This window comes from Kitasatospora sp. NPDC092039 (assembly GCF_044756065.1).
GTDB lineage: Bacteria > Actinomycetota > Actinomycetes > Streptomycetales > Streptomycetaceae > Kitasatospora.
The window spans coordinates 1-22,955 of the sequence record NZ_JBIVSD010000027.1 but is presented as its reverse complement, the minus strand read 5'-3'; the positions used below and the strand labels follow the sequence as shown (position 1 = coordinate 22,955).

Sequence of the window (22,955 nt, the reverse complement as noted above, 5' to 3'; positions counted from 1 at the left end):
CCCGCCCTCCGGTACGGCCGTACGGGTGTTCGTCCGGCGTGGCGGGTTTCGGCATGTTGCGGTGTCCGAGCGGAGCGGTTCTGCGGGATCATGTGGGCATGACGGCGGCCCATTCGCACGGAGGCCGGTCCCAGACCGGCCGTCTGCTCGTCGCGACGCCCCTGCTCACCGACCCGAACTTCGCGCGGGCGGTGGTGCTGCTCCTCGACCACGACGCCGAGGGGGCGCTCGGCGTGGTCCTCAACCGGCCGACGCCGGTCGAGGTGGGCAGTGTGCTGGACGGCTGGAACAGACTCGTCGGACAGCCGGCCGTGGTGTTCCAGGGCGGCCCGGTGGCGCTGGACTCGGCGCTCGGCCTCGCGGTGGCGCCGGGGGAGCCGGGCACCGGGGAGCCGCTCGGGTGGCGGCGGGTGCACGGCGCGATCGGTCTGGTGGACCTGGAGGCGCCGCCCGAGGTGATGGCCGGCGAGCTGGGCAGCCTGCGGATCTTCGCCGGGTACGCCGGCTGGTCGCCGGGGCAGCTGGAGGCGGAGCTGGAGACCGGCGCCTGGTACCTGGTGGACTGCGAGCCCGGGGACGTCTCCAGCCCCGAGCCGGAGCGGCTGTGGCGCGCGGTGCTGCGCCGCCAGCGCGGGCCGGTCGCCCTGCTGGCGACCTACCCGGACGACCCGACGATGAACTGAGCCGACCGGCCGGGCGCCGCGACACTGGCCCGGTTTCCGCAGGCCCCCATAGACTTGGCACCCATGAGCACTCTTGAGCCCGAGCGCGGCCTCGGCACCGGCACCCTGGTCGAGCCCGTCCCGCAGGTGTCCAACGGGGACGGCGACCACGAGCGCTTCGCGCACTACGTCCAGAAGGACAAGATCATGGAGAGCGCGCTCTCCGGGTCCCCCGTGGTGGCGCTCTGCGGCAAGGTGTGGGTGCCCGGGCGCGACCCGAAGAAGTACCCGGTCTGCCCGATGTGCAAGGAGATCTACGACGGCATCGGCAAGCCGCAGGGCGGCGACGGCGACAACAAGTAGTCCGGGGCGTCCGCCGGGAGTCCGTGGCGTTCCGCACGACGCCGTTTTGCATAGCACCCGGTTTCCCGGGTGGTCTATGCCAATCGTCCGGGGCGTGGGCAGGATGTCGGAATGGACCTCATTCCCGCACCTTCGAGTGCCGCCCGCCACCCGGACGAGGACTATCCGCTCGACGCCGCCACCACGCTAACCGCACCCCCCGCGCTGGCGGACGCCGAGCGCTGGCTGCGGGCCACCCTGTCCGCCGCCACCGGGCTGCCGCTCGGCCCTGGCCGGCCGGGTGCGGGCATCGAACTGGTCCAGGACGGGACGCTCGCCGCCGAGGCGTACCGGATCACGGTGCGCCCCGGCCACGCGCTGGTCGCCGCGGGCGGCCCGGCCGGCGCGCTGTGGGGCGCGCAGACCCTGCGGCAGCTGCTCGGACCGGACGCCTACCGCCGCTCGCCGCTGCGCCGCGAGGGCTGGGTGCTGCCCGGCGCCGACATCGCGGACGCCCCCCGGTTCGGCTGGCGCGGCGCGCTGCTCGACGTCGCCCGGCACTTCCTGCCCAAGTCGGACGTGCTGCGCTTCGTCGACCTGCTGGCCGCGCACAAGCTGAACGTGCTGCACCTGCACCTGACCGACGACCAGGGCTGGCGGGTCGAGATCAAGCGTTACCCGAGGCTGACCGAGCGCGGCGCCTGGCGGGAGCGCTCGATGGTCGGCTACCGGACCGGTCAGCGCCGCGACGACCGCCCGCACGGCGGCTACTACACCCAGGACGACCTGCGCGAGATCGTCGCCTACGCGGCCGCCCGCGGGGTCACCGTCGTCCCGGAGGTCGACCTGCCGGGCCACACCCAGGCCGCCGTCGCCGCCTACCCCGAGCTGGGCAACACCGACGTGGTGGACACCGGCGCGCTCGGGGTCTGGACCGACTGGGGGGTGAGCCACAACGTGCTCAACGCCTCCGAGGAGACCCTGCGCTTCTTCGAGGGCGTGCTGGAGGAGGTCCTGGAGCTCTTCCCGTCCGAGTTCATCCACCTCGGCGGCGACGAGTGCCCCAAGGAGCAGTGGAAGGACAGCGCCGCCGCCCAGGCCCGGATCCGCGAACTGGGCCTGGCCAACGAGGACGAGCTGCAGAGCCACCTCATCCGGCACTTCGACCGCTGGCTGGCCGAGCGCGGGCGCCGGCTGATCGGCTGGGACGAGATCCTGGAGGGCGGGCTCGCCCCGGGCGCCGCCGTCTCCTCCTGGCGCGGCTTCGGCGGCGGGATCGCCGCCGCGAAGGCCGGGCACGACGTGGTGATGTGCCCCGAGCAGCACGTCTACTTCGACCACCGGCAGGCGGACGGGCCGGACGAGCCGATCCCGGTCGGCTTCGTGCGCACGCTGGAGGACGTCTACCGGTTCGAGCCGGTCCCGAAGCAGCTGGACCAGGCCGCCGCCCGGCGCGTGATCGGCACCCAGGCCAACCTGTGGAGCGAGTTCATGGACAGCGCCCGGGACCTCGACTACCGGGCCTTCCCCCGATTGGTCGCCTTCGCCGAGGTCGCCTGGTCCGAACTGCCCGCCGAGCCGGCCGAGCGGGACTTCGCCGGTTTCGAGCGGCGGCTGACGACGCACCTGCGGGCGCTGGACGCGCTCGGCGTCGAGTACCGCCCTGCCGACGGGCCGCACCCGTGGCAGCGCCGGCCCGGGGTGGCCGGCCGGCCGATCGAGGGCCCGCCGCCGGTGCGCTAGACACGCCCCGGTGCTCCTCGCCGGGAACTTCTGAACGGTCGTCCGACGTCAAGAACTGATGAACATCTGCCCTGACCCGGAGCGGGTCGGGGCAGATACCGCCCGGTATCAGTCCCAATCGGGCAGCCCCGTTCACCGGCCCAGAAGTGATCATCGAGCATTGTGTGCCAGAGTTGCCCAACCCGGCCCGATCGCCCGTACCCTACGGGCCAGGCCGGGCTGCTGACGCAGGACGGCACGGCCGAAGGCCGGCGGGCGGCAGGCGATCGATGAGCAAGTGGAGCACGGTGGGACCCAGGTGAACCGGACGATCATGCTGCCGGCCTCCCTCGACGAGGCCGTCGACGCGCTGGCCGCCGCCCCGGCCGCGGTACCGGTGGCCGGAGCCACCGACCTGATGGAGGCCGTCAACGCCGGCCGACTGCGCCCCGCCGCCCTGGTCGGCCTCGGCCGGATCACCGAACTGCGCGGCTGGCGCTACGAGGACGGCGGCACCGCCGTGCTCGGCGCCGGACTCACCCACGCCCGGATGGACCGCCCCGACTTCGCCGCGCTCATCCCCGCGCTCGCCGACGCGGCCCGCACCGCCGGCCCGCCGCAGGTCCGCAACGTCGGAACCCTCGGCGGGAACATCGTCACCGCCGCCCCGGCCGGCGACACCCTCCCGGTGCTCACCGCGCTAGAGGCCAGCGTCACCCTGGCCCGGGCGGGGGGCACCCGCGAGGTGCCGGTCAGTCACCTGCTCACCGGGCTCGACCCGGTGCGCCCCGGCGAGCTGCTCACCTGGGTGCGCGTCCCGCTGCTGCACGCCCCGCAGGTCTTCCTCAAGGCCACCGGCCGCAGCGGCCCGGCCCGCGCCACCGCCTCCGTCGCCCTCGTCCTCGACCCGGCCCGGCGCTCGGTGCGCTGCGCCGTCGGGGCCGTCGCGCCGGTCCCGCTGCGCCCGCTGGAGGCCGAGGCCTGGGTGGCCGGCTGCATCGACTGGGACGGCAGCCGGGAGATCGACCCGGCCGCGACCGCCGCCTTCGGCGAGTACGTGGCCTCCGCCTGCGTCCCCGACGACTACGGCGCCGAGGGCGCCTGGGAGGCCGTGACCGAGGGGCCGACCGCGGCCGCCGTCCGGTTGCGGCGTACCGTATCGGTGCTGGCCCGACGGGCACTGGGAAGGGCGCTGAAGTGACCACAGACCCCATCGAGACCCTGGACGCCGACCCGCTCGGCCTCTCCCCGCAGGTCAGCCGCGAGCTGCGCCCGTGCGCCTCGTACACGTTGCGGGTCAACGGTTTCGAACGGCCCGTCACCGACGCCTGGATCGGCGAGAGCCTGCTCTACGTGCTGCGCGAGCGGCTCGGCCTGGCCGGCGCCAAGGACGGCTGCGAGCAGGGCGAGTGCGGGGCCTGCTCGGTGCAGGTGGACGGCCAGCTGGTGGCCGGCTGCCTGGTCCCGGCCGCGCTGGCCGCCGACAGCGAGATCAACACCGTCGAGGGCCTGTCGGCCGCCGGCGGCGCGAGCGACGTCCAGCAGGCGCTGGCCGCCTCCGGCGCCGTCCAGTGCGGCTACTGCACCCCCGGCATGGCGATGGCCGTGCACGACCTGCTCCAGCGCAACCACCGGCCCACCGAGGTGGAGGCCCGTCAGGCCCTGTGCGGCAACCTCTGCCGCTGCACCGGCTACCGGGGCGTGCTGGCCGCCGTCCAGACCGTCGCGGACGCCCGCGCGCTGGAGGCCGAGGAGGCGGAGGAGGCCGCGGGGCCCGCCGAGGCCGCCGCCGAGCCTCCGGCGGAGGCGCCCGCGGAGCCCGGGCGGGCCGCCGAGGCGCCCGGGGAGCCCTCCGTGGAGCCCGGGCAGGCCGTCGAGCCGCCGGTCTACACCGACGCCGAGGCCTGGATCGAGCACGTCCCGCAGCAGCCCGTCGAGCCCCATCCGGCGGCCCACCCGGTGCCCCACCCGCTCGACAACCCCGCGGAGCAGCAGCACGCCGCCGGGCCGCCGGGCGTCGAGCAGGCCCCGGCCGGGCTGCCGTACGGCGACCCCCACGGCTACGACAGCGGCGTGTACGACACCACCGTGCTGGCCCCGATCCGGGACGCCGTCCCCGCGCAGGCCGCCGACGACCAGGTGTACTACCCGCCCCAGGGCTACCCCGAGCAGCCGTACCAGGCCACCCCCGCGCACGGCACCTACGTGCCCTACCCGGACGGCCACCCGCAGCAGAACGGCTACGACACCGGGTACGACGCCCCGGTCTACGAACCGACCCCCGCGCACGGAACCCCGCTGCCCGGCGCCGCCTACGACGGCACGCCGCCGCACGGCACCCCGTACGCCGCCCCGCACCCGCACGGTGCCCCGGCCGAGGGCGGCGCCCCGGCCGGTGCCCCGTACGGCGCCACCCCCGCCCACGGCATCCGGCTCCCCGAGGACGACCACGCATCATGACGTCGCCTACCGACATCGGCGCAGCACTCCAGCAGGACGGCGGCGAGGGCGGCGCACCGGAGCCGATCGGCCTGGGCAGCTCCCCGCTGCGCAGCGACGCGCTGCCCAAGGCGCTCGGCATCTACCCGTACGCGGCCGACCTGTGGGCCGAGGGCCTGCTGTGGGGCGCCGTGCTGCGCTCGCCGCACCCGCACGCCCGGATCCTCGGCATCGACACCTCGGCCGCGCTGGCGCTGCCCGGGGTGCACGCCGTGGTCACCGCCGCGGACCTGCCGCCCGGCCCGGACGGCACCGCCGACGGCGCCCCGGCCGGGCCGATCGTCGCCGACCGGCCGGTGCTGGCCTCCGGCGTGGTGCGCCACCACGGCGAGCCGATCGCCGCGGTCGCCGCCGACCACCCGGACACCGCCCGGCTGGCGGTCGGCCTGATCACGGTCGACTACGAGCCGCTGGAGGCCGTCACCGACCCCGAGCAGGCCTTCACCGCGCCGCCGCTGCACCCGGACGGCAACCTGTTCCGCCACCTGCCGCTGCGCACCGGGGACCCGGACGCGGTCGGCGAGGTCGTCGTCGAGGGCCTCTACCAGGTCGGCCGACAGGACCCGGCCCCGCTCGGCGCCGAGGCCGGGCTGGCCGTGCCGCGCCCGGACGGCGGCGTCGAGCTGCACCTGTCCTCCACCGACCCGCACGGCGACCGCGACCGCACCGCCGCCTGCCTCGGCCTGGAGCCGGACCGGGTCCGGCTGGTGGTCACCGGCGTGCCCGGCGCCACCACCGACCGCGAGGACATCTCGTTCCAGGTCACCCTGGCCCTGCTGGCGCTGCGCACCGGCCGCCCGGTGAAGATGACGCTCACCCGCGAGGAGTCCTTCCACACCCACACCTCGCGCCACCCCGCCCTCCTGCGCTACCGCCACCACGCGGACGCCGAGGGCGTCCTGGTGAAGGTCGAGGCGCAGATCCTGCTGGACGGCGGCGCCTACGCGGACGTCTCCGCCGAGGCGCTGGCCGCCGCGACGGCCTTCTCGGCCGGCCCGTACGTCTGCCCGAACGTCTTCGTGGACGCCTGGGCGGTGCGCACCAACAACCCGCCGGCCGGCCGGATGCGCGGCGAGGGCGCCCTGCAGGCCTGCTTCGCCTACGAGTCACAGCTGGACCAGCTGGCCGCCCGGATCGGCGTGGACCCGGTGGAGATCCGGCGCCGCAACGCGATGTCCACCGGCGACCCGCTGCCCACCGGACAGGCCGTCACCTGCCCGGCGCCGGTCCGCGCCCTGCTGGACGCGGTCGCCGCGGAGCCGCTGCCGGCCCTGCCGGTGGACGACCCGGACGCCGAGTGGCTGCTGCCCGGCGGGCCCGGCGGCGCGGGCGACCCGGCGGCGGTGCGGCGCGGCATCGGCTACGCCGTCGGCATGGTGCACATGCTGGGCGCCGAGGGCGAGGACGAGGTCTCCACCGCGACCGTGCGGGTCAGCGGCGACCACGCGACGGTGATCTGCGCGGCGGTCGACGCCGGGCAGGGCTTCGCCACGCTGGCCCGGCAGATCGTGCAGACCGTGCTGGGCGTCAGCGAGGTCTACATCGCGCCGGCCGACAGCGACCAGTCGATCGCCGGGCCGTCCGCCCGCGGTCGGCACACCTGGGTCTCCGGCGGCGCCGTCGAGCGGGCCGCGCTGATGGTCCGCCACCAGCTGCTGCAGCCGATCGCGGCGAACTTCGGGATGTCGGCGGAGCTGCTCCAGATCTCCGACGGCAAGATCACCTCGTACGACGGGGTGCTCGGCATGCCGGTCGCCGAGGCGCTGGAGGGCAAGGAGCTGTGGGCCACCGCGCAGTGCCGCCCGCACCCCACCGAGCCGCTGGACGACGCCGGTCAGGGCGACGCCTTCGTCTCCATCTCGTTCTGCGCCATGCGCGCGGTGGTGGACGTGGACATCGAGCTGGGCTCGGTGCGGGTGGTCGAGATGACGGTGGCCCAGGACGTCGGCCGGGCGCTGAACCCGCGCCAGATCGAGGACCGGATCGAGGCGGGGGTGGCCCAGGGCGTGGGCCTGGCGCTGCTGGAGGACCTGCGGACGGAGGGCGGGGTGCTGCAGAACCCGTCGCTCACCGGCTACCGGCTGCCCACCGCGCTGGACACCCCGGAGGTGCGGATCGCCGCGCTGCTGGAGGAGCGCGACGTGGTGGCCCCGTTCGGCGCCAAGGCGGTCGGCGCCGTCCCCGCGGTGGTCGCCCCGGCGGCCGTCGCCGCGGCGGTGCGCGCCGCCACCGGTCTGCCGGTCGGCCGGCTGCCGATCCGGGCGGAGGACGCCGTCACGGCCTGACCGGATGGTCTCCCGGGAGAATCCGGAAAAGCGAAAGGGAATTGCCGGCCGACTTATCGGAGTCGACCGGCAATTCCCTTTCCGGGGAGGCCATGGCGGGAATCGAACCCGCGTGTACCGCTTTGCAGACGGTTCCCTAAGCCACTCGGGCACACGGCCAGTGAATTCATAGTGGCCGGTCCGGGGGAGCGGGGTCAATGCTCCTTTGTAAATTCTGCGTGGCAGTGTGCTACCGTCGGAGACAGGTGGCGTGCTTTTCCGCCACCCCGGACGAGCGCGTCGTACCCGGTGACGACAAGACGGCGCAGTTCAGCGGCAATCCGGCCGCTGTGGACTGCGGAGGTAGCACCGTCATGGCCTGGCTCGTTCTGATCGTCTCGGGTTTCCTGGAGACCGTGTGGGCGGTCGCCCTGGAATCGTCCAAGGGCTTCACCCGGCTCGTTCCCAGCCTCGTCTTCGGCGTCGCACTGCTGTTCAGCATGGGCGGTCTGGCGTACGCGATGCGCACCATTCCGATCGGCACCGGCTACGCCGTCTGGGTGGGCATCGGAGCGGTCGGCACCGCGGTCTACGGGATGGCCGTCCTGGGGGACGCGGTGACCGCGGCCCGGGTCGCCTGCCTGCTGCTGATCGTCTCCGGCGTGGTGGGTCTCAAGGTGCTGCACTGAGCCCCCGAGGGGTGTCCCGGGGCCCCTGGTCCTACGTCCACGGACCCAGTCGATCAGCGACCGGGGTCAGGGGTCACCGGGGCGGACGGCTCTTACGATGTTACGTATGACCACAGCCTCCTCCACCACGGTCGACTCCGTACCGATACCCCTCGACGACGACCCCGGTGGCGGGGTGCTCGGCGGCCGCTACCGCGCGCTGACGCTGGGGATCGTCTCGGTGGTCCTGGTGATCGCCTTCGAGGCGACGGCCGTCAACACCGCGATGCCGACCGCGGCCCGCCAGCTGGACGGCCTCGGGCTGTACGCCTTCGCCTTCTCCGGCTACTTCACCAGCACGCTGTTCGCCCTGGTCGTCTCCGGCCAGTGGTGCGACCGGCGCGGCCCGCTGCAGCCGCTGTTCACCGGCATCGCGGTGTTCGGCGTCGGCCTGGTGGTGGCCGGGACGGCGCCCGGGATGTGGGTGTTCGTGGCCGGGCGGTCGATCCAGGGCCTCGGCGGCGGGCTGGTGATCGTCGCACTGTACGTGGTGGTCGGGCGGGCCTATCCGGAGCGGCTGCGGCCGTCGGTGTTCGCGGCCTTCTCGTCGGCCTGGGTGCTGCCCTCGATCGTCGGCCCGCTGGTCGCCGGGGCCGTCACCCAGCACCTGGGCTGGCGCTGGGTGTTCCTGGCGGTACCGGCGCTGATCCTGCTGCCGCTGGCCGTGATGGGCCCGGCGCTGGCCCGCTCCGAGCGCGAGCACCCGCTGCCCAAGGGCGCCGCCTTCGACCGCCGGCGCACCCTGCTGGCCGCGATGGCGGCGCTCGGCGCCGGCCTGCTGCAGTACGCGGGCCAGCGCCTCGACCTGCCCGGCCTGCTCCCCGGGATCGCCGGGGCGGCGCTGCTGGTGCCGGCCGTCCTCGGGCTGCTGCCGAAGCGGACCCTGCGGGCCGGGCGCGGGCTGCCGACGGTGATCCTGCTGCGCGGGGTCGCGGCCGGGGCGTTCTTCGCGGCCGAGGCCTTCATCCCGCTGATGATGACCACCCAGCGCGGCCTGTCGCCGACGCTGGCCGGGCTCACCCTGACCAGCGGCGGGCTCTCGTGGGCCCTGGGATCCTGGCTGCAGGGCCGGCCGGGGGCGGAGCGCTACCGCGCGGCGATGATCCGGGGCGGCTTCCTGCTGACCGCGCTGGCGATCGCGGGCGCCGCGCTGGTGCTGGTTCCGGCGGTGCCGGCCTGGGCGGCCTCGGTGGCCTGGGGGTTCGGCGGCGTCGGGATGGGGCTGTCCATCGCGAGCGTCAGCGTGCTGATGATGAAGCTCTCCGCGCCGGAGGACGCCGGGGCCAACTCGGCCGCGCTGCAGATGAGCGACGCGCTGGGCAACGTGCTGCTCACGGGCCTGGCCGGGGTGCTGTTCGCGGCCCTGGGCGGCGGCGCCCTGGCGGCAGCCGGCCACGGAGCGGCCGAAGGCGCCGGTTCGCCCGGCGCCTTCGCGGTGATCCTGCTGGTGATGGCCGGGGTGGCGCTGCTGGGAGCGCTGCTCGCCGGCCGGGTGCGCCCCCGGACCTGACGGTCAGCCGACGGCCGCGGCGGGGGCCGCCGCCCCCGCCGGGGCGCCGAGGAAGGCCTCCCAGCCACCGGCCGGGGACTGGCCCGGGGCGAGGGTCCGGAGCTTGCGCAGCACCGCCGGGTCCTGGGCGTCCAGCCAGTCGACCAGCTGCCGGAAGGAGACCAGCCGGACCTCCGGCCTGCCCGCGATGGCCTTGAGGGCGTCCTCGACGGCGTTCATGTAGATGCCGCCGTTCCACTCCTCGAAGTGGTTGCCGATCACGTACGGCGCCCGGTTGCCGTTGTAGGCGCGGTCGAAGCCCATCAGGTACGCGTCGCGGGCCTGGGCCTGGAAGCCGGAGTGGAGCGCCGGGTCGGCCTTGGTGTTGGGGCCGCACTGGTTGTACATGATGTTGTAGTCCATCGAGAGCACCTGGAAGGTGTGCCCGGGGAACGGGATGGACTGCAGCGGGAGGTCCCACAGCGCGCCGCCCTGGATCTTCTGCGGCCACACCTGGGTGCCGTTGCCGCTGCTGTCGTAGCGCCAGCCGCGCTTGACCGCGGTGGGCAGCAGGTTGCGCTGGCCCTCCAGACAGGGGGTGCGGCTGCCGATCAGCTCCTTGCGGTAGTCGAAGGGCAGCGCCGGCAGGTCGGTGAAGCCGGTGTTGGTGCGCCAGTTCGTGACGAAGTCCATCGCCTGCTGGATCTCGCTGTCCCACTCCTCCGGGGACCACTTCCCGACGCCGGTGGAGCCGCAGAAGTGGCCGTTGAAGTGGGTCCCGATCTCGTGGCCCTCCAGCCAGGCCGCGTGCACGTTCTCCAGGGTGTCGCGGATGTGCTGGTCGCTGAGGTAGCCGATGTCGGAGGCGCCGACCTTGTGCTGCGGCGGGCGGTAGAGGTCCTTCCTGGACTCGGGCAGCAGGTAGAGGCCGCTGAGGAAGAAGGTCATCTTCGCGTCGTGCTCCTGGGCCAGCCGGCGGAAGCGCGCGAACAGGCCGTTGTCGAGCTCCCCGGCGCCGTCCCAGGAGAAGACCACGAACTGCGGCGGGCGCTGGCCGGGCTCCAGCCTCTCGGAGACGGGCTGGTGCGGCTGGGCGCCGGTGTCCGAGGTGGAGCCGTCGCCGATCAGCACGGCCTGCGGCTTGGGCACCGGGGCCGGGGTGGGGGTGGCGAGCTGCTCGTCGACCGTGCCCGTGGCCGGGACGGTGGTGCCCGTCGCCCGCTCCCCGCCGGTGGCGTGGTTGCTGCCGCAGCCGGCCGCCAGGGCGGCGGCGGTGGCGGCGCCGGCCGTCAGCAGGGTTCGGCGGGAGAGGGCTTCCATGGTCACTCCGTTCGTGGGGCGGTGGCGGCGTGCGGGAGTGCGGAGTCCGATCGGGCGCGGGGACGACGGAACCCGTAACCGGGTCAGCATGGCACGGGGGAGGAGCCGGTCGGAGAGGCACAGCGCGCGGTCGGGAGTGATCGCTCGAACGACGCAACCGATCGGGTCCGTTGAACCGTCGGTAGGTCGTGTCGGGTGTGCACCCGCGGCGATCGTATGCGGGAGGCCGCCGTCGCGCTCAGCGACCGGACGCCCACGGCGTGCAGGGAAGAGGCCATCAACCCTGCCGATCGGCGGGTGCCGGTACGACCGTCGTGTGGACGTGCCCTACAGTCCGTTCCGATTGAATTGTTCCCAGGAAACTCCCAGGAAGCGGGATTCCGTCGGCAGAGGGGAGCGCCCGTGGGCGTCCAGCAGGGCAGGGGTCCGTGGCCGGGCACCCTGGCGGCCGGAGCCGCGCTGGTGCTCGGCGCCTGGCTGCTGCACGACGGCGGCCGGTCGCTGCCGCCCGCCCCGCAGGCCGGCCAGGCCCAGGCCGGGATCGCGCCGGTCTCGGTGGTCCCGCCGCTGGGCCCGTCCGCGCCGACCCGGATCCGCATCCCGGCGGTACGGCTGGATGCCCCGGTGACCGCGTTGGGGCTCGACGCCGACGGCCGCCTCCAGACCCCGCCGGAGGCGGACCGCAACCTCGCGGGCTGGTACCGCGGCGGGGCGAGCCCCGGTCAGCGCGGCACCGCGATCCTCGCGGGGCACGTCGACAACAGGGCCGGCCCCGCGGTCTTCTATCATCTGGGCGCGCTCCGTCGGGGGGATCGGATCGAGATCGCCCGGGCGGACGGCGCCACCGCCGTCTACCAGCTCTACGCCATCGAAGTGCACGACCGAAAGGACTTCCCGGACGACCGGGTCTACCGCCAGGCCGCTGACGCACAGCTGCGGGTGATCACCTGCGGCGGCTCGTACAGCGCGGAACACGGCTACGACGGCAACGTCGTCGCCTACGGCTTCCTGGCCGACACCACCCCGCCGGGCAAAGCCGCATGAGCACGCTGACCCTTGCCACCCGCTGGAACCCGATCGACTGGCCGCTCACCGAGGGCCTGATCCCGCACGCCGTGCTCGCGGCCGGCTGGGCGGCGCTGTTCGCCCTCGCCGTCGGCCGCGGCCGGAGCTGGTGGCGGGTCCGCCTGCCCGCCGCCCTGCTGACGGCGGCGGCGCTCAGCTGGCTGCTGGACGCCGTGGTCGACGGCTGGTGGCACCCCTTCCCGGAGGGCACGCCCCGGTACGTCACCCGGTGGATAACCATCGCCCTGCTGGGCCTCTGCCTGGCGGGCTACCGGATGCGCCGGCTCACCTGGCGGCGGCGGGGGATCGCGCTGGGCCTGACCGGCCTGGTGGTGCTGATGGCCTCCTCCGAGGTCAACATCGGCTTCGGCCAGTTCCCCAGCGGGCGGGTGATGCTGGCGCCGTGGCTGACCAAGACCGACGGGCTGGTCGCCACCAAGGCCGGCCAGGTCGTGGCCGCCCCGCCGGGCAGGTCGCTGGAGGAGGTCTGGAAGCCCCCGGCGGACCTGCCCGAGAAGGGCACCGTCTCGGTGGTGCCGATCCCCGGCACCAAGTCGGGCTTCAAGGCCCGCGACGCGTACGTCTACCTGCCGCCCGCCTACCAGGCCACCCCGCGGCCGCTGCTGCCGGTGGTGGTGATGATCACCGGTCAGCCCGGCATCCCGGGGGACTGGGTGCTCTCCGCGCAGATCAACGAGGCGCTGGACGCCTACGCCGCGGAGCACAACGGCCTCGCGCCGATCGTGGTGATGCCCGATCAGCTCGGCTCCACCTGGGCCAACACGCTCTGCCTCGACTCCCGGATCGCCAAGACCCAGACCTACCTGGCCGCGGACGTCCCCGACTGGGTCCACCAGAACCTCCAGGCCGCGACCGGCCGGAACGCCTGGGCGATCGGCGGCGCCTCGATGGGTGGAACCTGCGCGCTCCAGCTCGGCGTCAACGCTCCCGAGGTGTACGGCACCGTCCTCGACATGTCCGGGCAGGAGGAACCGACCCTGGGCAGCCGGGAACAGACCGTCAAGGCCGCGTTCGGCGGCGACGAGAAGAAGTTCGACGCGGTCGATCCGCTGCAGGTGATGGCCCGCAAGAAGTTCCCGGACACCAACGTCGCGTTGGTCGTCGGCGAGACCGACGAGGAGTTCAGACCGCAGATGGAGAAGGTCTACCAGGCCGCGCAGGCGGCCGGAATGAAGGCCAAGTTCGACCTGATGCCGGGCGGCCACGGCTGGGTCGTCTTCCGCCCCGGCATAGCCGAGCAGCTCCCGTGGCTCGCCCAGCAGACCGGGCTGACCCGGTGACCGGCGCGGGGACCGCGCTGGCCACCGTCGGGGAGCGGCGCGGGCCCGGGCCGGACGCGGAGCGCGCGGCCGAGCGCGGCGCCGACCGGGCCCCGGTCACCCGCACCGCGGAGCCGCGCCCGCAGCGGGTCCGGCGGGCGGCCCGGGTGCTCGGCTCCCGGTTGCGGTCGGCGCCGCTGACGCTGACCCTGCTGGCCGGGCTCTGGCTGCTCGGCGCGGCCACCGGCAGCCTGGGCCACGGCCCGTCCGACCGGCTGCTGGAACGGGCCGGCGTCGGCCCGTCCACGCTGGCCGAGGGCCACTGGTGGACGCCGGTCACCTCGATGTTCTGGTGCTCGGGCAGCGGCTCGTACGTGTTCACCAGCCTGCTGCTGCTCCTGGTCGGCCCGGCCGCCGAGCACCGGCTCGGGCGTCCGCGCACCCTCGTGGTGCTGGTCGGCGGGCAGGTGGTCGGCACCCTGCTGGGCACCGCGCTGGTCGCGTTCGGCTCCGCGGTGGGGGAGCCGTGGACCGTCTCGGTGGCCGACCAGATCGCGGTCGGCCCCGGCGTCGGCGTGTTCGCGCTGGCCGGGGTGCTCGGGTACCGGCTCACCGTGCTCTGGCGCCGCCGGCTGCACCTGCTGGTGCTGCTCGTCCCGCTGGTGATGACGCTGTACGTGGGCCACCTGCAGAGCGTCCAGCGGTGCGCCGCGGCGCTGGCCGGGCTCGGCCTGGGCGCGCTGCTCAGCCGGGGCCGCCCGCACCTGCGCACGCACCGCTCCTCGCACTCCGAGACCCGGGTGCTGGTCGCGCTCTGCCTGGTCGCCGCCGCCTTCGGGCCGCTGCTCGCCTCGCTGTACGACAACGCCAGCGGGCCGTTCAACACCTTCTCCGAGCTGTACCTCTCGCACCGGCTCAGCCCGGAGGAGGTGGCCGACTTCTGCGCGGTGTCGGCGCACGACTGCGCCCGGGCGCACGCCGTCGTCCGGATCTTCGACACCCCGGGCCGGCTGATGGCCGCGCTGTTCCCGGCGCTGCTGCTGGTGCTGGCCGAGGGGCTGCGCCGGGGGCTGCGGTTCGCCTGGCTGGTGACCGTGGCCACCGAGCTGCTCTGGGCGGCGCTGCTGTGCTGGCTGTACCTGGAGGGCGGGCCGGTCGGCCGGGACGTGGTGCAGTACTTCGTCGAGGCGCTGCTGCTGCCGCTGCTGACCACCGTCCTGCTGCTGGCCACCCGCAAGCGGTTCCCGCTGCGGCTGTCCGGCCGCTCGATGCGCCGGCTGGCCCTGGTGCTCGGCGGCGCGGCGCTGGCCTCCGCGACCGCCTACGTGGGGGTCGGGCGGCTGGTGGCCGGGGAGTTCGAGCCGGGGGCGACCGCCCGCCGACTGGTGGCCGGGCTGCCGGCGCAGTTCCTGCCGCCCGCGTACAACGACCTGCTGCCGGACTACCCGATCGCGGTCGGGCCGGTGGCGCGCCTGCTGGAGACGTACTGCGGGCTGGCGTTCTGGGTGGTCGCGCTGGCCGTGCTGCTGTCCGTCTTCCGCCGCCCGGTGCTGCACACCGACGCGGCGGCGGCCGCCCGGGCGCGGGCGCTGCTGACCGAGCACGGCGGCGGGACGCTCTCGTTCATCGCCACCTGGGACGGCAACCACTACTGGTTCGACGAGGGCGGCCGGGCGGCCGTCGCCTACCGGGTGGTGGGCACCGTCGCGCTGACCACCGGCGACCCGTTCGGCGCGCCGGAGGACCGGGCCCGGGCGGTGGCCGGCTTCGCCCGGTACTGCGACGCGCGCGGCTGGACGCCGTGCTTCTACAGCGTCTGCGGCGAGACCAGGGCCGCCGCCGCGCGGCTCGGCTGGCGCTCGGTGCAGGTCGCCGAGGACACCGTGGTGCCGCTGCCCGAGCTGGCCTTCACCGGCCGCAAGTGGCAGGACATCCGCACCGCCCTCAACAAGGCGGGCAAGCAGGGCATCTCCGCGGAGTGGTGGGCGTACCACGAGGCGCCGCTCGCGCTGCGCGAGCAGATCCGGGCGATCTCCGAGGAGTGGGTCTCCGAGAAGGGCCTGCCGGAGATGGGCTTCACGCTCGGCGGGCTGGAGGAACTGGACGACCCGGACGTGCGGGTGCTGATCGCGGTGGACGAGCAGCGGGTGGTGCACGGGCTGACCAGCTGGATGCCGGTCTACGAGGACGGCGTGCCGGTCGGCTGGACGCTGGACTTCATGCGCCGGCGCTCGGACGGCTTCCGCGGCGTCAGCGAGTTCCTGATCGCCTCGGCCGCGCTCGGCTTCAAGGAGGAGGGCGCGCGCTTCCTGTCGCTGTCGGGCGCGCCGCTGGCCCGCACCGGGCAGGACGAGGAGCCCACCGGGCTGCAGCGGATGCTGGACTGGATGGGCAAGGTGCTGGAGCCGGTGTACGGCTTCCGCTCGCTGCTGGCGTTCAAGGCGAAGTTCCAGCCGGAGTACCGGCCGATGTACATGGCGTACCCCGACCCGGCCGCGCTGCCCGGCATCACCAGGGCGATCGGCAAGGCGTACCTGCCGCACCTGACGGCGGCCCAGGGCGTCCGGCTGATGCGCAGGCTCTCGGGGTGATCCGCCCGGGGGGTGGGCGGCCGTACGGGCTTCCCGGGCCCCGGACCCGGGTTGCCGGCGACGGACGTCACGTTCCCCGGCGCCGGGGCCCGTCAGCCGAACAGCTCGGCGAGCGCGCGGTCGGCGTCCAGGTGCAGGTGCTCCTCGCCCTCGGGGACGACCAGCCGGCTGCGCCACAGGAAGCGGCGCAGGTCGGCGGTGTCGAACCGGAGCAGCGCGGTGCCCTCGGGGGCCCGCAGCTCGACCATGGTGCGCCGGCCGGCCGCGGGCCGGACGTGCACGTCGCCGACGCCGGCCGGCAGCTCGACGCCGGCCGAGAGCAGCTGGCGGGCGAAGATCCAGACGATGTCGGCGCTGTCCCGGCGCTCGGCGGGGTCGTCCAGCGAGAACTCGGAGGGGAAGGCCATCCGCACGGCCAGCGGGTCCTCGGGCCGGTAGCCGAGCACCACCCGCAGCCGGACGGACCGGTGGGTGGACAGGATCAGGCGGGCCTGGACGGTCTCTTCGACGGTGCGCACGGACGGGTCCCTTCGGTCGGGTGCGGGGCCGCGCTAGGGCAGTGGGGTTGGTGCGGCCTCACCCTGGTGAGAGTCCCGGGACCGGTGGTGCTTACCCGGTTCCACGAGGTATTCGACGTGATCCGGGTCACATCGATTTCCGGCCGCGCGGGCCCGGCGCGGAGCCTCGCCTGGAGGCCCGAACGGCGCCGGGCCGGTACGCTGGGCGGGTTGTCCGATTGCCTCCCGACCGCGGGGCGAGGCCGCAAAACCGCCTCTGACCTGCGATGATCCCCCCTCGGAGACCGTGAGTACTGCCGCCGCCTCCTCGATGCCGCTGTTCTCCGACGTACCGGAGGCGCAGGCGCCCGCCCGGCCCGTCGGCCATGCCGCGCCCGCCGGTTCGCACCATCTCTCGCCGGCCTTCCCCGGCCGCGCCCCCTGGGGCACCGCGGGCAAGCTGCGGGCCTGGCAGCAGGGTGCGCTGGACAAGTACATCGAGACGCAGCCGCGCGACTTCCTCGCGGTCGCGACCCCGGGCGCGGGAAAGACCACCTTCGCGCTCACCCTGGCCTCGTACCTGCTGCACAACCACCTGGTGCAGCAGGTGACCGTGGTCGCGCCGACCGAGCACCTGAAGAAGCAGTGGGCCGAGGCCGCCGCGCGGATAGGCATCAAGCTCGACCCGGCGTACTCCTCCGGGCCGCTGTCCCGGGAGTACCACGGCATCGTGGTCACCTACGCGGGCGTCGGCGTGAACCCGATGCTGCACCGCAACCGGACCGAGGCCCGCAAGACCCTCGTGATCATGGACGAGATCCACCACGCCGGTGACTCCAAGTCCTGGGGCGAGGCCTGCTTCGAGGCCTTCGAGCCGGCCGCCCGCCGGCTGGCGCTGACCGGTACGCCGTTCCGCTCCGACACCAACCCGATCCCCTTCGTGGCCTACGAGGCCGGCGGCGACGGCATCCGCAAGTCCGTCGCCGACTACACCTACGGCTACGGGCACGCGCTGGCCGACCACGTCGTCCGCCCGGTGATCTTCCTCAGCTACAGCGGCAACATGCGCTGGCGCACCAAGTCCGGCGACGAGCTGGAGGCCCGGCTCGGCGAACCGATGACCAAGGACCTGATCGCCCAGGCCTGGCGCACCGCGCTGTCCCCGCAGGGCGAGTGGATCCCGGCCGTCCTCCAGGCCGCCGACCGGCGCCTCACCGAGGTCCGCAAGGCCATCCCGGACGCCGGCGGGCTGGTCATCGCCACCGACCAGAACGTGGCCCGCGCCTACGCCAAGATGCTGCGCGAGATCAGCGGCGAGAAGGTCACCCTGGTGCTCTCGGACGAGGCCGAGGCGTCCAAGCGGATCTCCGACTACGCGGAGGGCACCTCGCGCTGGATGGTCGCGGTCCGCATGGTGTCCGAGGGCGTCGACGTGCCCCGGCTCTGCGTCGGCGTGTACGCGACCTCGATCTCCACCCCGCTGTTCTTCGCCCAGGCCGTCGGCCGCTTCGTGCGCGCCCGCAAGCGCGGCGAGACCGCCTCGGTGTTCCTGCCGACCATCCCGCTGCTGCTGGGCTTCGCCAACGAGATGGAGCTCCAGCGCGACCACGTGCTGGACCGCCCGAAGAAGGAGGGCGAGGGCCTCTTCGACGAGGAGGACCGGCTGCTCGCCGAGGCCGAGCGGGCCAACGACGGGCCGGACGGCGCGGGCGGCGAGGAGTTCTCCTACGAGGCGCTGGGCTCCGACGCGGTCTTCGACCGGGTGCTGTACAACGCCATGGAGTTCGGCATGCAGGCCCACCCGGGGAGCGAGGAGGAGGAGGACTACCTCGGCATCCCGGGCCTGCTGGAGCCGGACCAGGTGCAGATGCTGCTGCAGAAGCGCCAGCACCGGCAGATCCAGCGCAGCAGGACCAAGCCCGCCGAGGAGGCCGACCTGCTGGAGCTGCCGGCCGAGCAGCGGCCGGTGGTCACCCACCAGGAGCTGCGGGAGCTGCGCAAGGAGCTGAACGCGCTGGTGGCCGCCTGGCACCACCGCACCAGCCAGCCGCACGGCACCATCCACAACGAGCTGCGCCGCCAGTGCGGCGGGCCGCTCACCGCGCAGGCCACCGCGAACCAGCTCAGGGCGCGGATCGCGAAGATCCGGGAGTGGGCCAAGTAGCGGAGCCCGTAGCGGGCGGAGGAACGGTTCGGCGGGCGGACGGAAGGCTCCGCCGGCCGGCGCGCCCCGGCCGGGGCCGGGCGCCCCGTCCTCCCCGGCGCGTCCGGACATCGGACCGGGGGCGCGTACGCACCCCGACGCACCCGGCGAATCGCGGGGGTTCGTCCTGATTTCGACGCGGTGTTGAAGTTGATCACGCCCGAATTTTGGACAACCACTTCCGCCGCGTCATTTCCTTCACTACCTTTCCCCCACGCTCTTCCGCCGGGCAACCCCCGCGGGACGGCGCCGCGGGGCCGTGCGCGTCAAGGACGACGCCGTGCGGTCCGAGCGCGGCCACCCCCACCTGCGCGCGACACCGGTCTTGGAACGGCGCCGCCCGCCCCGCGAGCGCCGCGGAAAGGATTGCCCGCCGTGACTGCCGAGACCTCCCAGACCCTGGACCGCGGCGTCCGGGTCCTCAAGCTCCTCGCCGACTCCGAACGAGGGCTCACCGTGACCGAGCTGGCCGCCCGGCTGGCCGTCAACCGGACCGTGGTCTACCGGCTGCTGGCCACCCTGGAACAGCACGGCCTGGTCCGCCGGGACATCGGCGGACGCGCCCGGGTGGGCCTCGGCGTGCTGCGCCTCGCGCACCGGGTCCACCCGCTGCTGCGCGAGGCCGCCCTCCCGGCCCTGCGCAGCCTCGCCGAGGACCTCGGCGCCACGGCCCACCTGACCCTGGTGGACGGCAACGAGGCGCTGGCCGTCGCCGTGGTCGAACCCAGCTGGACCGACTTCCACGTCGCCTACCGGACCGGCCTGCGCCACCCGCTCACCGAGAGCGCGGCCGGCCGGGCGATCCTGGAGGCACGCACCTTCCCCAGCCAGCGCCGGCCCGAACAGGGCTTCGTCATCACCCGTGCGGAGGAGCAGTCCGGCGCGAGCGGGGCGGCCGCCGCGCTGGTCGGCCTGAGCGGCATCGAGGGCAGCGTCGGCGTGGTGATGCTGAACGGCCTGGTCCCCGAGCGGGTCGGCCCCCGGGTGGTGGAGGCAGCGACCGAGGTGGCCGACGCCCTGAGGTAGCGCCCGCGCACCGGGTCCGGTGTGTTTGGATTCCCCTTGTGTCCGACACCAAGCTCTCCAAGGCCCTCACCTCCCCGCGGACCCGCGCGCTCACGCTGTGCGGGGTGCTGGTCGCCGCGCTGTTCGGCGTGGCCGCCTTCGTCCCGCTGCCGTACACCATCACCTGGCCGGGCCTGACCGCGGACACCCTGGGCTCGTACCAGGACAGGCCGGTGCTCACCATCACCGGGGCGCCGCTGCGCACCACCGAGGGCGAGCTGCGGATGGTCACCATCACCGCGACCAACGCCGGTCAGCGCAACACCTTCTGGCGCTCGGTGCAGGCCTGGTTCGACCCGCGGGAGGCGGTCCGCCCGACCGAGACGGTCTACCCGGAGACCGACCCGGTGAAGGCCGACGAGGCGACCGCCCAGCAGATGGCCGAGTCGCAGGACGCGGCCACCGCGGCCGCGCTGAACCACCTCCACCTGTCGCCGGACCAGGTCAAGGTCAGGATCGACCTGGGCGCGGTCGGCGGCCCGAGCGCCGGTCAGATGCTGGCGCTGGGCATCGTCGACAAGCTGGCCGGCGACGGCAGGGGCGGCGACCTCACCGGCGGGCTCACCATCGCCGGCACCGGCACCATCGACAAGGACGGCACCGTCGGCCCGGTCGGCGGCGTCCCCCTGAAGACGCAGGCGGCCGCCCGGGACGGCGCGACGGTGTTCCTGCTGCCCAAGGACGAGTGCGCGGACGCCAGGGTGAACACCCCGAAGTCGCTGCGCCTGGTGCCGGTCGGCACCCTCGACGAGGCGGTCTCCGCGCTCCAGGCGCTGAGGAGCGGCGGCACCGTCCCCTCCTGCTGACCGGGCGTCCCCCGCACACGGGTCGGCCCGGTCCGGGAGGGTTCGGGCCCCGTCCGGGAGGGTTCGGGCTCAGATCCCGAAGGCCACCGCGGCGAAGTCGTCGCCCAGCCGGGTGTGCAGCTGGGCGGCGATCCCGGCCAGCCGGTGGGCCTGGGCCATCGGCAGGGAGACCGAGATCGCGCCGATGCCGTTGCCTGCGACGATCGGCACGGCCGCACCCGCCACGTCGATCGCGTACTCCTGGAACTGGGTGATCGGGACGACCCGCCGCGGGCCCTGACGCGGCAGCAGCGGCAGGCAGGCCGGGTCCCGCAGGGTGTACGGGGTGAACGCCACCATCGGGTGGCGGGCCAGGTGGTCCCGGCGCTCGTCGGCGGTCATCAGGGCCAGCACCGTCTTGCCGGCCGCGGTGGCGTGCGCGCCCGTCCGGAAGCAGGCCCGGTCGATCAGCGGCGCGCCGGGGGCCTCGGCGGCTTCGACCAGCTCCACCTCGCCGTGCCGGTACCAGGTGAAGTAGACGGCGGCGGAGAGCTCGTCGGCGAGCATGCCCAGCAGCGCCCTGAGCCGGGCCCGCCCGGTGGCCGGACCGTTGTACCGGATCAGCCCGGCGACCGCGGGGCCGGTCAGGTAGACGCCGCTGCGGCGTTCCAGGTAGTGGTCGTGCACCAGGGTGCGGAGCAGGTGGTAGGCGGTGCCCAGGGCGAGGTCGGTGTCCCGGGCGAGCTGCTTGGCGGTGGCGCCCTTGGGGTAGCGGGCGGCCGCCTCCAGCAGGCGCAGGGCGCGCTGGGCGGAGGCGATGAGGGTGGGGGCGGTACCGTCGGCCGCGACGGCGTTCGTCATGCCGGGGCCGGCCCGGGCAGGGACGCGGCTGCCGCGGGTGTCAGCGGGCCGCGGGGCGACACGAGGGACAGTAGAACGTTCATATTTAAATCTTGAGGCCATCGGCGCCGCCTGCCTATGCCGGATCGGCGCGTCGCGCCGCCCGGACCCTCCTACTCGGCGGCGGCCTGGTCCACCAGCGGCAGGATCCGGTACGGCACCGGGTTCTCCAGCACGATCGCGGTGGACGAGCGGACGATCCCGTCGAAGCCCAGCACCCGGTCGATCACCCGCTGCAGATCGGCGTTGGACCGGGCCACGATCCGCACCAGCATGTCCCCGATCCCGGTGATGGTGTGCAGCTCCAGCACCTCCGGCACGCTCGCCAGGTGCGCCCGCACGTCCGCGCCCTGGCCCTGGGAGATCTCCAGGGTGGCGAACGCCGTCACCGGGTAGCCGATCGCCGCCGGGTCCACCTCCGGGCCGAAGCCGCCGATCACGCCCTTGGCCTGGAGCCGGTCCAGCCGGGCCTGCACGGTGCCCCGGGCGACCTGCAGCCGGCGCGAGCACTCCAGCACCCCGATCCGGGGCTCCTCGGCGAGCAGCCGGATCAGCCGGCCGTCCAGGGTGTCGATGGTGTCGTTGGCGCCGGCCGCCGGTGCGGCGGAAACGCCGTGCGGGGCGGCGGAGTTGGGCGACCCGGGCGAGCTCGGGGCGTGGGCGGGGGGCATCGCGGCACCGTCCTGTGGTGGGCATTCTGTACAGCGGCGCGGTCGATTCTCCCGCTCCGGGGCACAGCTTGACCAGGAGGAAACGAAACAGTTGCGCGCAGGTCGCCCCGGCGCCACCCTCCAGCCACACCCCCGTGCGCAGGGCCCCACCCCCGGTGCCGGGGGCGGCCAGGATGGTCCGTACGCCTACCGGGAGGGCAGTCATGACCGACACCACCGCCGAACCCGCCCTGTTCGGGGCGGGCCTCCTACCGGACCCGGCGGAGGCGGGGCCGCTGCCGGCGGGCCGCGCCGACGCGGTGGTCTTCGCGGTCGCCGACGCCGAGCGGGCGGCCCGCCGCTACTGCGCCGCGCTCGGGCTGCGCTGCACCGCGTACGCGGGGCCGGAGACCGGCGAGCCGGAGACGCTCTCGTACGTGCTGACCGCGCCGGGCACGCGGATCGTGCTCTCCTCGCCGGTGCGGACCACCGGCCCGCGCGGCCGGGAGCTGGCCGCGTACCTGGACCGGTACGGGGACGGGGTGCTGGACCTCGCGGTGAGCGTGCCGGACGTCCCCTACGCCTACGACTACGCGGTGGACCGCGGCGCGCTGTCGCTGGCCGAGCCGTACGAGGCGCGGGACGACTACGGCGCGGTGGTGCTGGCCACCATCGGGGTGCCGGGCGGGACCAGGCACACGCTGGTCGACCGGGCGGGCTACGTCGGGCCGTACCTGCCGGGGTACGTGCCCTGCGACGGCTTCTGACGGAGCGCCCGCCGGGAATCGTCGGACAGGCCCTAGGCCGTGTCTCGTAATTGATCTTGTGCCGGGTCATTGTTCCTCGGCTCGTAGCCACAGGATCAGCGAGGCGAGGACGACGCCGGCTCGGTA

19 protein-coding genes, 1 tRNA gene and 1 riboswitch are annotated in these 22,955 nt (G+C 74.4%); of the genes, 15 read left to right on the top strand and 5 right to left on the bottom strand.

All coding sequences use genetic code 11. The features are described 5' to 3' along the window. The first annotated feature begins 98 nt into the window (after window positions 1-98). The 6 genes from ACIQI7_RS35215 (at window position 99) to ACIQI7_RS35190 (ending at window position 7,510) form a co-directional block, all read left to right on the top strand. Complete coding sequence (locus ACIQI7_RS35215) at window positions 99-683, top strand: YqgE/AlgH family protein (RefSeq protein WP_387756874.1); 585 nt, start codon at window positions 99-101, stop codon at window positions 681-683. A 63-nt stretch (window positions 684-746) separates the two neighbouring features. Then, window positions 747-1,025, top strand: a complete 279-nt coding sequence (locus tag ACIQI7_RS35210) for a DUF3039 domain-containing protein (RefSeq protein WP_224282582.1) — start codon at window positions 747-749, stop codon at window positions 1,023-1,025. Between the two features lie 111 nt (window positions 1,026-1,136). After that, the gene (locus ACIQI7_RS35205; RefSeq protein ID WP_401117995.1) at window positions 1,137-2,747 is read left to right on the top strand and encodes a beta-N-acetylhexosaminidase; all 1,611 of its coding nucleotides are present in this window, start codon (window positions 1,137-1,139) and stop codon (window positions 2,745-2,747) included. Window positions 2,748-3,060: 313 nt separating this feature from the next. After that, a complete protein-coding gene (locus ACIQI7_RS35200) occupies window positions 3,061-3,927 on the top strand; it encodes an FAD binding domain-containing protein (protein ID WP_387757053.1) in 867 nt (288 codons plus the stop codon). Then, window positions 3,924-5,186 carry a 2Fe-2S iron-sulfur cluster-binding protein gene (locus ACIQI7_RS35195; protein ID WP_401117993.1) on the top strand — a complete coding sequence of 421 codons (1,263 nt, stop codon included), beginning with the start codon at window positions 3,924-3,926 and terminating at the stop codon, window positions 5,184-5,186. Before ACIQI7_RS35200 ends, ACIQI7_RS35195 begins: the two co-directional genes overlap by 4 nt. Continuing rightward, window positions 5,183-7,510 (top strand): xanthine dehydrogenase family protein molybdopterin-binding subunit, encoded by a 2,328-nt coding sequence (locus ACIQI7_RS35190; protein ID WP_401117991.1) that lies wholly within the window; start codon window positions 5,183-5,185, stop codon window positions 7,508-7,510. Before ACIQI7_RS35195 ends, ACIQI7_RS35190 begins: the two co-directional genes overlap by 4 nt. An 87-nt stretch (window positions 7,511-7,597) precedes the next feature. Here ACIQI7_RS35190 and ACIQI7_RS35185 read toward each other — a convergent pair. Beyond that, window positions 7,598-7,669: transfer RNA gene (locus ACIQI7_RS35185), tRNA-Cys, on the bottom strand. Between the two features lie 83 nt (window positions 7,670-7,752). Then, window positions 7,753-7,819, top strand: a riboswitch (guanidine-III (ykkC-III) riboswitch). A gap of 44 nt (window positions 7,820-7,863) precedes the next feature. Here ACIQI7_RS35185 and ACIQI7_RS35180 point away from each other — a divergent pair. Continuing rightward, a complete protein-coding gene (locus ACIQI7_RS35180) occupies window positions 7,864-8,178 on the top strand; it encodes a DMT family transporter (RefSeq protein WP_387756878.1) in 315 nt (104 codons plus the stop codon). 106 nt (window positions 8,179-8,284) lie between these two features. After that, window positions 8,285-9,727 carry an MFS transporter gene (locus tag ACIQI7_RS35175; RefSeq protein ID WP_401117989.1) on the top strand — a complete coding sequence of 481 codons (1,443 nt, stop codon included), beginning with the start codon at window positions 8,285-8,287 and terminating at the stop codon, window positions 9,725-9,727. Window positions 9,728-9,730: 3 nt separating this feature from the next. Here the strand turns inward: ACIQI7_RS35175 and ACIQI7_RS35170 are convergent, their stop codons facing one another. Beyond that, a complete protein-coding gene (locus tag ACIQI7_RS35170) occupies window positions 9,731-11,026 on the bottom strand; it encodes a hypothetical protein (RefSeq protein ID WP_401117987.1) in 1,296 nt (431 codons plus the stop codon). Window positions 11,027-11,428: 402 nt separating this feature from the next. Here ACIQI7_RS35170 and ACIQI7_RS35165 point away from each other — a divergent pair, with 402 nt between their 5' ends. The 3 genes from ACIQI7_RS35165 to ACIQI7_RS35155 are packed head-to-tail and all read left to right on the top strand — an operon-like array spanning window position 11,429 to window position 15,962. Beyond that, window positions 11,429-12,070 (top strand): class F sortase, encoded by a 642-nt coding sequence (locus tag ACIQI7_RS35165; protein ID WP_401117985.1) that lies wholly within the window; start codon window positions 11,429-11,431, stop codon window positions 12,068-12,070. Continuing rightward, window positions 12,067-13,392, top strand: coding sequence for an alpha/beta hydrolase (locus ACIQI7_RS35160; protein WP_401117983.1), 1,326 nt, complete (start codon window positions 12,067-12,069; stop codon window positions 13,390-13,392). Before ACIQI7_RS35165 ends, ACIQI7_RS35160 begins: the two co-directional genes overlap by 4 nt. Next, complete coding sequence (locus tag ACIQI7_RS35155) at window positions 13,359-15,962, top strand: rhomboid family intramembrane serine protease (RefSeq protein WP_401117981.1); 2,604 nt, start codon at window positions 13,359-13,361, stop codon at window positions 15,960-15,962. The genes ACIQI7_RS35160 and ACIQI7_RS35155 overlap by 34 nt, the downstream gene beginning before the upstream one ends. A 92-nt stretch (window positions 15,963-16,054) precedes the next feature. Here the strand turns inward: ACIQI7_RS35155 and ACIQI7_RS35150 are convergent, their stop codons facing one another. After that, window positions 16,055-16,480 (bottom strand): SsgA family sporulation/cell division regulator, encoded by a 426-nt coding sequence (locus ACIQI7_RS35150; RefSeq protein ID WP_401117979.1) that lies wholly within the window; start codon window positions 16,478-16,480, stop codon window positions 16,055-16,057. Between the two features lie 310 nt (window positions 16,481-16,790). On the opposite strand from ACIQI7_RS35150, the gene ACIQI7_RS35145 reads away from it, so the two are divergent. The 3 genes from ACIQI7_RS35145 to ACIQI7_RS35135 all read left to right on the top strand — a co-directional run bounded on the left by ACIQI7_RS35145 (window position 16,791) and on the right by ACIQI7_RS35135 (window position 20,533). Next, window positions 16,791-18,623: a DEAD/DEAH box helicase gene (locus ACIQI7_RS35145; RefSeq protein WP_401118076.1), complete on the top strand. Its 1,833-nt coding sequence runs from the start codon at window positions 16,791-16,793 to the stop codon at window positions 18,621-18,623. Between the two features lie 414 nt (window positions 18,624-19,037). Next, window positions 19,038-19,688, top strand: a complete 651-nt coding sequence (locus tag ACIQI7_RS35140) for an IclR family transcriptional regulator (RefSeq protein WP_387756885.1) — start codon at window positions 19,038-19,040, stop codon at window positions 19,686-19,688. A gap of 38 nt (window positions 19,689-19,726) precedes the next feature. Beyond that, window positions 19,727-20,533: a S16 family serine protease gene (locus ACIQI7_RS35135; RefSeq protein ID WP_401117976.1), complete on the top strand. Its 807-nt coding sequence runs from the start codon at window positions 19,727-19,729 to the stop codon at window positions 20,531-20,533. Window positions 20,534-20,602: 69 nt separating this feature from the next. Here ACIQI7_RS35135 and ACIQI7_RS35130 read toward each other — a convergent pair whose 3' ends face one another. Continuing rightward, window positions 20,603-21,373 carry an IclR family transcriptional regulator gene (locus ACIQI7_RS35130; protein ID WP_401117974.1) on the bottom strand — a complete coding sequence of 257 codons (771 nt, stop codon included), beginning with the start codon at window positions 21,371-21,373 and terminating at the stop codon, window positions 20,603-20,605. 152 nt (window positions 21,374-21,525) lie between these two features. Next, window positions 21,526-22,083 carry an Lrp/AsnC family transcriptional regulator gene (locus ACIQI7_RS35125; protein ID WP_401117972.1) on the bottom strand — a complete coding sequence of 186 codons (558 nt, stop codon included), beginning with the start codon at window positions 22,081-22,083 and terminating at the stop codon, window positions 21,526-21,528. Between the two features lie 203 nt (window positions 22,084-22,286). Between ACIQI7_RS35125 and ACIQI7_RS35120 the strand changes: the two genes are divergently transcribed. Continuing rightward, window positions 22,287-22,829, top strand: a complete 543-nt coding sequence (locus ACIQI7_RS35120) for a VOC family protein (RefSeq protein WP_401117970.1) — start codon at window positions 22,287-22,289, stop codon at window positions 22,827-22,829. The last annotated feature ends 126 nt before the right edge of the window (window positions 22,830-22,955 follow it).